Annotated in this window: 7 protein-coding genes; all 7 read left to right on the forward strand. The window is 38.6% G+C overall.

Features of this window, described 5'->3' with window-relative positions:
* Positions 1 to 476: 476 nt before the first annotated feature.
* Positions 477 to 902, forward strand: a complete 426-nt coding sequence (locus tag AACS90_RS06960) for a DcrB-related protein (protein WP_099122258.1) — start codon at positions 477 to 479, stop codon at positions 900 to 902.
* A gap of 12 nt (positions 903 to 914) precedes the next feature.
* Complete coding sequence (locus tag AACS90_RS06965; protein ID WP_241538256.1) at positions 915 to 5174, forward strand: RHS repeat-associated core domain-containing protein; 4260 nt, start codon at positions 915 to 917, stop codon at positions 5172 to 5174.
* Positions 5175 to 5217: 43 nt separating this feature from the next.
* On the forward strand, positions 5218 to 5913 hold the full coding sequence (locus AACS90_RS06970) for a hypothetical protein (protein WP_099122259.1): 696 nt from the start codon (positions 5218 to 5220) through the stop codon (positions 5911 to 5913).
* Positions 5914 to 6058: 145 nt separating this feature from the next.
* Positions 6059 to 6766, forward strand: coding sequence for a barstar family protein (locus AACS90_RS06975; RefSeq protein ID WP_099122260.1), 708 nt, complete (start codon positions 6059 to 6061; stop codon positions 6764 to 6766).
* A gap of 98 nt (positions 6767 to 6864) precedes the next feature.
* A complete protein-coding gene (tnpA, locus tag AACS90_RS06980) occupies positions 6865 to 7308 on the forward strand; it encodes an IS200/IS605 family transposase (RefSeq protein WP_099122261.1) in 444 nt (147 codons plus the stop codon).
* A gap of 54 nt (positions 7309 to 7362) precedes the next feature.
* Positions 7363 to 7692 (forward strand): hypothetical protein, encoded by a 330-nt coding sequence (locus tag AACS90_RS06985; RefSeq protein WP_099122262.1) that lies wholly within the window; start codon positions 7363 to 7365, stop codon positions 7690 to 7692.
* 139 nt (positions 7693 to 7831) lie between these two features.
* The gene (locus AACS90_RS06990; RefSeq protein ID WP_099122263.1) at positions 7832 to 8548 is read left to right on the forward strand and encodes a barstar family protein; all 717 of its coding nucleotides are present in this window, start codon (positions 7832 to 7834) and stop codon (positions 8546 to 8548) included.
* Positions 8549 to 8806 lie beyond the last annotated feature (258 nt).

Consider the following 8806-nt stretch of genomic DNA (forward strand, 5'->3'; position numbering starts at 1 on the left):
AACTGTTCACAAGTCTTCATCACTATTCACCTTTTCCTGATTTTAAGGTGAATGGTTGGTGAAGAGTGGTGATGAGTTTGATTTCAAGTTATCACCATTTAACAACATGAATTTAAATGAAAATATTAAGAGGTGAAGAGGGTGAACAGTTTTATCCCTAATTCTTTAATAGGGTAGGGATTAAAGGAAATGCTTTTTCTGGTGGGAATAATGTTTTTCAGATTCTATGAGTTATCTGGTTAATACATTAGCCAGATAACTCATAGAAGACAAGCGCAGCGCGTCAGTATAATTTTAATCTATTGTGTTACGTGAAATTTAAATGATGTAATTAACTGATTTTATTTAAGAGAAGAAGTTAATTGCAAATTTATTTATATACTTTTATTCACTCTGGAATACATGGTCTATGGCGTTATATTCTGTTTCATTAATATATTAAATGTATGTATCTACCATTAATGAGGCAAAGGAATATGGAATTATGCCAACGCTGTCAGTTCACTGAAGGCAGTATCACCATTCCGGAAGGTTATCAGGAACAAACTGTTAATATCATCATCGCCCCAAATCTTCCCGCATTAAATATTGGTCGGGATCAATTGAACGAAGAAGAAGATCTAACCAGTTATTTAATTCGTCAGAAGGAATTATTGAAAAAAAGCCTGCGTGACTGGCAGTTTCTTGAAGAGGGGGAAGCTGTATTAGGTGACAATCTACTCCAAGGCAGTTTACTGCTTTCTCGTTATCGCCCCAAAAAAGGACAACAAGTCTATCAATATCAGGCCGTATTTCTACTGGATGAGAAAAAGGTGCTGATTTTCACAATGTCATCACAGCAGGCTTTCACTGAATCACAACGGCAGTGGTTGCATGATTGTTTGGAGAGTTTTCAGTTCTAAGGAGAGAACATTATGCCAGAAGCGGCAAGGCTTGGCGATACGATAGGGCATTCCAGTGCAATGGCTGGATTAGTTATTGGTACAGTCATCGGTTCATTAATCTCAGCTGTAGGAGGCATTTTATCAGGTCCTCTTTTGGCATTTGGCGTTGCGGCATCCTGTGCAGGAGTCGGAATCTTGCTGATTGGTGCTTCTATTGCTTTAGGAATGGCAGCCAGCGCTTTAGGTGAGTCAGCTCGTGATTATTGTGTTTCAAAAGGAGCCGCGTCACAAAGCCCCAGCGGAACCATAGAAAGTGGTTCCGCAAATGTTCTAATCAATAATAAACCGGCAGCAATCGCAAAACTAAGTACGGTGGTTTGTAGCAAAGAAATCGGTCCCCGCCAGATGGCACAAGGCTCTGATTCCGTCTTCATTAATGGATTGCCAGCCTCGCGGGTGGGAGATAAAACGACTTGTGATGCAGCCGTTATGACAGGCTCTCCAAATGTGTTAATTGGTGGTGGGACGAAGACTGAAGCTGCTATTACGCCGGAAATTCCTCAATGGGCATATAACCTCTCTGATGCAACGATGTTTTTGGCGGCACTGACCAGCTTAGGTGGCGTAGCCCGTAAAATGATGGGCGTGATGCCAAAGTTGGTGAGTAAGATCCACCGGATGACGCGTGGAACAGGAGCAATAGCTAAATTCTTCAGTCGGCTTCCCAGAGCTGAACAAATCGGAAAAATAGCATGTCGCCTGAGTTGGTTGGCGATAGGGGGCGGACTTGTCGGTATTATGTCCAGGCCGGTAGAAGTCATTACTGGTCAAAAATTCCTGAACGATGAAGATGAATTGGATTTTATTTTTGAGTCCGAGTTACCACTCTATTGGCAACGCAGTTACCTGAGTTGCTATCAGCATGACAGTGTATTGGGTCAAGGCTGGAATCTGTTTTGGGAAAGTCAGCTAATCCGTGTTGAAGAAGGTATGCTCTGGCGCAATTTGTCTGGTGATATCGTCCCTTTTCCAGAGGTGCCGGAAGGTCATTGTTGTTTCTGCCCTGATGCACAAAGCTGGTTGATACACACTGAAGATGGTGAATGGGAAATCCGTGATGCAGGTGAACGAGTTTATCACTATTCTGTCTTTGATAATGAAGGCATCAGCCGGTTAAGCCATATTCGCGATAATGTTGGTAACGAGCAGCGTTTCCATTACAACGCCCAACAGCAAATGGTTAATATCACAGGTAACGGCGGATTAAATCTGCATTGTGATTATGGCGTCATAGAAATCGATGGCAAGGTTGTTTCTCGGTTAACTACAGTCTGGCGGAAATTGCACAACGACCAACGCGTTCGCCTCTGTCACTATCACTATGATGAGAATGCTCGGCTTATTGGTGTCAATCATCGTAGTGATCATTTCCAGCGTCAATTCGGTTGGACTGAACATGGCATGATGGCATGGCATGTGGATAAATATGGTCTGCGTAATGATTATGAGTGGGAGCAAATCGAAGAGGGGTTATGGCGAGTTATCAGTCAAAAAAACAGTAAAGGTGCAGGCTATCGACTGGATTATGATGATAAGAACCTGATCCGTACTGCATACTGGCAGGATGGTTCCAGTACGATTTGGACATTAAACGAAGACCATCAGATTGTTCATTGTGCCGACCGAAATGGCACAGAGCATCATATTTTGTGGGATGAATTTGGTCTGCCACAGGGTTACAGAAATGCCGAAGGGCATACCCGTCTGGGGGAGTGGGATAAACTTGGGCGTCTCCTGAGCATGACCGATGGTAACGGCAATAAAACCCAATGGCAATACCAGAATGACACTGACAGACTGACCTTTATTTTCTGGCCGGATGGCACAGAAACTGCATTGGATTACGATGAATTCGGGCGTTTAGTCAAAGAAACCTCGCCACTCAAACAAACCTCATGTTATCACTACAGCCTAAATACTCAACGGCCTTATAAGCGCATTGATGCTAAAGGTGGGGAAAGCCGTTTTATATGGAACATTCAGGGGCAGCTGATCCGGCATACCGATTGTTCCGGCCAGAGCAGTGAATGGCAGTACGACAATGAGAACCGTCTGAGCCGTTTTACCAATGCCATAATGGAAACTGTCCGTTATAGCTATGACCAAAATGGCCAGTTGGTTTGTGTTACCTATCCAGATGGCTCGACAGAGCAAATGGAATGGAACAGTGCTGGGCAGCTCACCCATCACCAACGAAATGAAAATTCACCTCGTTACTGGGAGTACAATACGCTAGGACAAATCGTCTGTGCTACTGACCGTCTACAACGGCAGGTTCGTTATCAATACAATCCTGAAGGGCATCTGGTACAGATTGAAAATGCCAATGGTAGCCGTTATCTGCTTAATCGTGATGCAGAAGGTCGTCTGATTGAAGAGATCCGCCCTGACGATACACTGATCCAATATGAATACAATGCCGCTGGTTTGTTGAGTGCGGAAAAACGGATGGGAGATCGAGTATTTCAGCAACCAGTGCGCTCAGCTTACTTGTATTACGATGCGGCAGGTAACCTTATCGAAAGGGAAACCGACACCGGTAATTATCAATATCAGTGGGATAAAATGGATAGGTTGTTGGAAGCCGCTCATATCCCGAACACCGCAGGAAAACAGCTAGGGTTGCTGCCGAATACGATCAACTTTGAATATGATGCGTTGGGGCGGATTATTCGGGAACACTCCGGCAACGAGGTACTTCAGTTCAATTATGATGAAATGGATAACCTGACCGAATTGACTCTTCCACAAGGGGATACCCTGCGCTGGCTCTACTATGGTTCCGGGCATCTCAGCGCTATTCGTCATAATCAACAAATGATTACGGAGTTTGAACGTGACAACCTGCATCGTGAAACCAGCCGGACACAAGGTAAATTATTCCAGTTCCGCGAATATGATCCATTAGGACGTCGCATCAGCCAGTATAGTGTCAGGGATAAATCAGCATCCATCGGACAGGGCAAACCGTGGCGGGCATGGCATTATGACAGGCAGGATGATTTGTGCCTGATGGAAGATCATTACCGTGGCTGGGTGGAATATCTGTATGACTCTGAAAGCCGACTGAAAAAAGTCACCAGCGTAGACAGCTTTGAAGAAATGCTGTGGTACGACCGTGCAGACAATCTGCTTGAACGTCCACAATCGATGATGGAAAAAGAAGCAGAAGAGAATAAACACCTGACCCCGCAAGGCGACAGGCTGACACAGTGGAACCAGTGGTGCTATGAGCATGACGCGCATGGCAATGTGATTTCCCGTGGAACAAGCATCAATAACAAGCAAACGTATCGTTATGATGGCGATAATCGTCTGATCATCGCCGAAGGCAACGGTATGAAGGCTAACTATCATTACGATGCGCTGGGTCGGCGTATTCGCAAGGTAGTCATCACATGGCCGACAGGCACACCTCAGCAGGAACAAACGGATTTTGTCTGGCATGGCTTGAAATTATTGCAGGAGCGTACCACCAATACGGGTAAAACTCAGACGTATTGTTACGAATCCCATGACAGCTACACACCGTTAGCCTGTGTTGTTACCAAAGGCTCTGTGCAGGATTATTTCTGGTATCACACGGATATCAATGGCGCTCCATTGGAAGTCACGGACGAAGACGGAAAAATTGCGTGGTCAGGGAAGTATGATGCGTTTGGTGCGGTCAACAGCACCACAATGGCATATTTTACCGATACGGAACGCTCACCAAAAAACTTTGACCAGAATCTGCGTTATGCGGGGCAGTATTTTGACAAAGAGACGGGGCTACACTTTAATACTTTTCGGTATTATTTACCGGAAATTGGACGGTTTATTTCGCCAGATCCCATAGGGTTGAATGGGGGGACAAATCTTTACCAATACGCACCAAACCCACTGTTGTGGATTGATCCTTGGGGAACAACAAGAATTTGTACTCTTAGGAAGCCCCCCAAGAAAGATGCCCCTAAGCCACATGAACTTGATGCAATGCAGAAGTCCGTTAATGATATTATTGACGGAAAAGGACTTCCTCGCCTCGATAAGTCCGGTAAGCAAAAGGTTTTTGGCGGGATGCTGGAGAACGGGCAGAAAGTAGACAAATGGAAAGGTGGGCTTGAATGGGATGTTATACGTGGTAATAACAGATTAAGGTTAATAACTAAGGACTTAGGAGATGGGAAAATCATGGTTGGGTTTGGCTATCCTCACTGGGAGAGGATATTTGATGTGGTGATTAAGTAATGGATAATAAGGTTACCATTTCTTATCAAAGGAGGCGGATACTATGAATAATCTATATTACATTTGTGATGATATGGATAATGTACTTTTTTCTTGCAAAGACTTTATTGAATGTTATGACTTTTCTGGTATTGGTTATACTTATTTGTTTGTCTTGACTGGAATATCAACTCAGGATGTAGATTTCTTGCCAAATGGTCAGCTTGTCACATTAAAAAGTTCAAGTTTTGATGGAAGGTTGAATGTTTCATTTTCAGTAAGAAAATTGATTAAATCTGATGATACATTATACCTATATATAGAAGATCTTAGACCAGATATGTATGAGCTTGGTGCTATTTCTTTACTCAAAGCCAGAAAATATGATGATCAAAGAATTTGGTTAGATATGAAAGGGGATAAAAAAAGAATTTATATATCGGCTAGTTACCTTATTAGTGGTGAAAGAATTTCAATAGAAAAAGATACAGTGGTTATTGAAGGGAAATATATCCAAGATTATTATTCATTCTATTGCGAACTTGGTTATTCATTTTTTGGGAATTTTGGCTACATAGGAAATAGTATTTATTCGCTTGATGATTACTTAGCTAAACTTGAAAAAGTTAATATAATATGGGAAGACAGTGAAATTTCTTTAAAGGCTATTGATAACACTATGCCTGAGGGATACAACGGAATATCCTCCTATGATTTAGTTTCTACTCTTGAAGAGTATTGTAACTTAGTGCTGAATTGAAAATAGACGTTTTTCTATCTCACCTTGCTATTATAAGATAATGGTAAGGTGGGTTTTAAATTAAATTTATTTTCAAACTAAAAAATTTCAACAATTAATTAAAATAAATTTTATAAGGTGAAGTTTATTATAGGGTATTAATATAATGAAAGATTTATATTATGTTTTCCATAGTAATGGAACTATGCTTTTTTCCTGTAAGGAGCTGATAGAATGTCATGATTTCTCTAGGTTAGGTTATGCTTATTTGTTTGCTTTAGTAGGAGTATCAGTTCAAAATGTTGATGTGCTTTTAAGAAAAGGCGAAGTTTATACGTTAAAAAGTAACGAATTTGAGAAAGGATTCGATTTTTGTTTTTCTATTTTGAAACTAATTAAATCTAATGACACATTGTATATTTACTCGAAAATAATGTCAGGTATGTATGAAGTAGGAGCTCTTTCTTTATTAAAATCACTAAGTGATAAAAATGATAGAATTTGGTTGGATATGATTAGGGAATCTAAGAAAATATATATATCGGCAAGTTATTTTTTTGGTGGTTTCAGGCAATCAGTTGAAAAAGACACAATAATAGTTGAAGGTAAGTATATCCATGATTACTACTCGTTTTATTGTGAGTTTGGATATGCTTTCTTTGGAAAATTTGGCTATATGGGAAATAACCTTAATGCTTTTAATGATTGTTTAATAGAAATTGGAAGACCAGATAGATCAATAACTGTTATATGGAAAGATAGCGAGTTATCTTTTAAGGCAATAGACAATACTATTCCTGATGGGTTAACTCAATCTTTCTCTTATGATATGGTAATGACGATTGAAGAGCACTGTAAATTAATACTTGAATAATATTATCATATTCGGTTTAATAATTAATTTACGATAGTAGTTGAGTTTTTAATCTCTTCGGGTCGAATTCCCCGCCGCTTGCGGCGTAAACTAACATAATGAGCGAATACATCCATAAAAGTCATAATGTCACCATCTTGTTGTATCACTTAGTGTTACCCGCTAAGTACCGCAAGGCAGTTTTTGACTTGCAGGTAGATGAAGTCCTAAAAGATATTTGCCTTGAAATTGAGCAAAGGTATCAGCTGAAATTTTTGGAAATAGGTACAGACAAAGACCATGTGCATTTCTTGATCCAATCGGTGCCAACATACAGTGTGACAAAAATTGTAACGCTGATAAAAAGTCTGACTGCAAGAGAAATATTCAAACGTTGCCCTCAAGTGAAAAAGGAACTATGGGGCGGAGAATTTTTGACAGATGGATATTTTGCCAGCACAGTTGGTAAACATGGAGACGAACAGATGATTGGCAAATATGTTAAAAATCAAGGTAAAGAATATAACAAATTACATTCAGACTATCAGTTTGCACTGTTTTAAGATACCCCGCTGCTTGCGGCGGGGTTCTTCATTTTTAGAATATGAGGTTATTAAATGAACGGTAATTTTTATTTACGACTTGGTGACTTATCTGAAGAATTAAAAGTATTTCACAACAAAGAGTATTCATCTGAAAGTGATTGGTATTTAGAAAATAAAGCGATCAAATCTAAGATTGTAGATTTAATTATAGAAGCTAAAGAGTGTGATGAATCTAAACTTATTGATAGGGCATTATTTCTACTTTTCGATAATACTGGATGCCAAGAAGATCTTGAAATATTGAATGAAATAGTTTCCCCTTTACTTGATAATGGAATTATTACTAAGGAATTATTGGAGGAGAACATATATGAAAATTCCCCATTATCAAGATGGTATTAATTTATGGTGGTTCTAAATGAAAATTTATCCTAAAAGGGCGGTTATATTACAAGTGATTGGAAAAAACATGTTCAGATTGAGGGTATATGGAGGAATTTCATGTTAATTCATAGAGACGCTATTTATCAAGGGTGATTGTATGCTATCTAAAATTATATTAGAGAGTAATGATATTGAGTTTGGGGAAATTGATCTTATCCATATAAATAAAATAAATGATAAATATTTGTGTTTCCTGAAAGGAGTGAAATTCTATAGTGGATATGATTATTCATTTTTACAAAAAAATAATAAATTAAATGTAATGAAAATGAATCGAGATGAATATCTTGCTTCGTTTTATATAGTTGATCAGGCGAATTTTTTAGTTGAAAAAAATAACATAATTATAATGGCATTACCAGATTATTGGGTTCGCCGTAACTATGTTAATATTTATTCTGAGATATTATTTTCATGGAATAATGATGATGCTTATTTTGACTGGTTTTCATTATCTGGTGAAAAAAAGAGAATTTGGTTAGATCTAAGTTTTGACTGCCATGGTCTTCAAAAGAAAAATATTGAAAATGATATCATTGTTGATTGTTCCAATATTACTGATATTCCAAGTTTATATTGTTGTTTAGGTGAGGCATTTCTAGGAAAAAGAAGTTATTTAGGTCGGTGTTTAGATTCTCTTTATGATTGTTTGATTGATATTTCTCATTCTAATGTTAAGGTTATTTTTAAAAATAGCAATCAAATGGTCAAAGCACTTAATACTGATAAAATCAGAAAGAAATATCGAGATGATTATGTATCAATTTTGATTGATATATTTAAATGTCATAGATTTGAGATTGATCTTATATGAAATAAAATCATTGTAAATTACAAAATAAAAATTTAAGGGGATTGAAATGGACTTGGGGCCATTTTTAAATCAGTTTATAGAATTTAAATATAACAAGCTTCCTGTGTCTAAATAACTTTTCATAATAGTGGGACACTCGATTTACTTTATCTGAAAGAATCTATTTGCAGATTTTTTCAAGAATTTTTTCACATTACTGAGCAGTTGCCACATATACCGACAACAATGGTTACGTGTAACTGTTTCATGTAACGTGTG

Origin of the sequence: Xenorhabdus sp. KK7.4, from assembly GCF_963876465.1 — a bacterium.
Taxonomy (GTDB): domain Bacteria; phylum Pseudomonadota; class Gammaproteobacteria; order Enterobacterales; family Enterobacteriaceae; genus Xenorhabdus; species Xenorhabdus stockiae.